Raw genomic sequence first — 265 nt, forward strand, 5'->3', positions numbered from 1 at the left:
CGATTGAGCCGCGCCAGACAACATCAATCGCAACGGTCGATCATCCGCCTTACCAGCGGCCTTGACGGGATGAAACGGAATATCCTCATCAAATACAAACGGGGCCGGATGCTGTGCAAACAGATCATTCACATCGGCCACCAGATCGCTGTGGCTGCGCCAGTTGGTATCCAGGGTAAAAATACGCTCTGGCTTCATCGCCCGCCGGGCTCCGATATAGGTAAAAATATCCGCTCCCCGAAAGGCATAAATCGCCTGCTTGGGG

The 265-nt window shown here is 54.7% G+C and carries 1 protein-coding gene; it reads right to left on the reverse strand.

What is annotated here, in order from left to right; all coding sequences use genetic code 11:
• A partial coding sequence (locus Q4563_RS20305) for a hypothetical protein (RefSeq protein WP_303605800.1) occupies positions 1–265 on the reverse strand: 265 nt, incomplete at both ends.

It is taken from the genome of Gilvimarinus sp. 1_MG-2023, assembly GCF_030548285.1.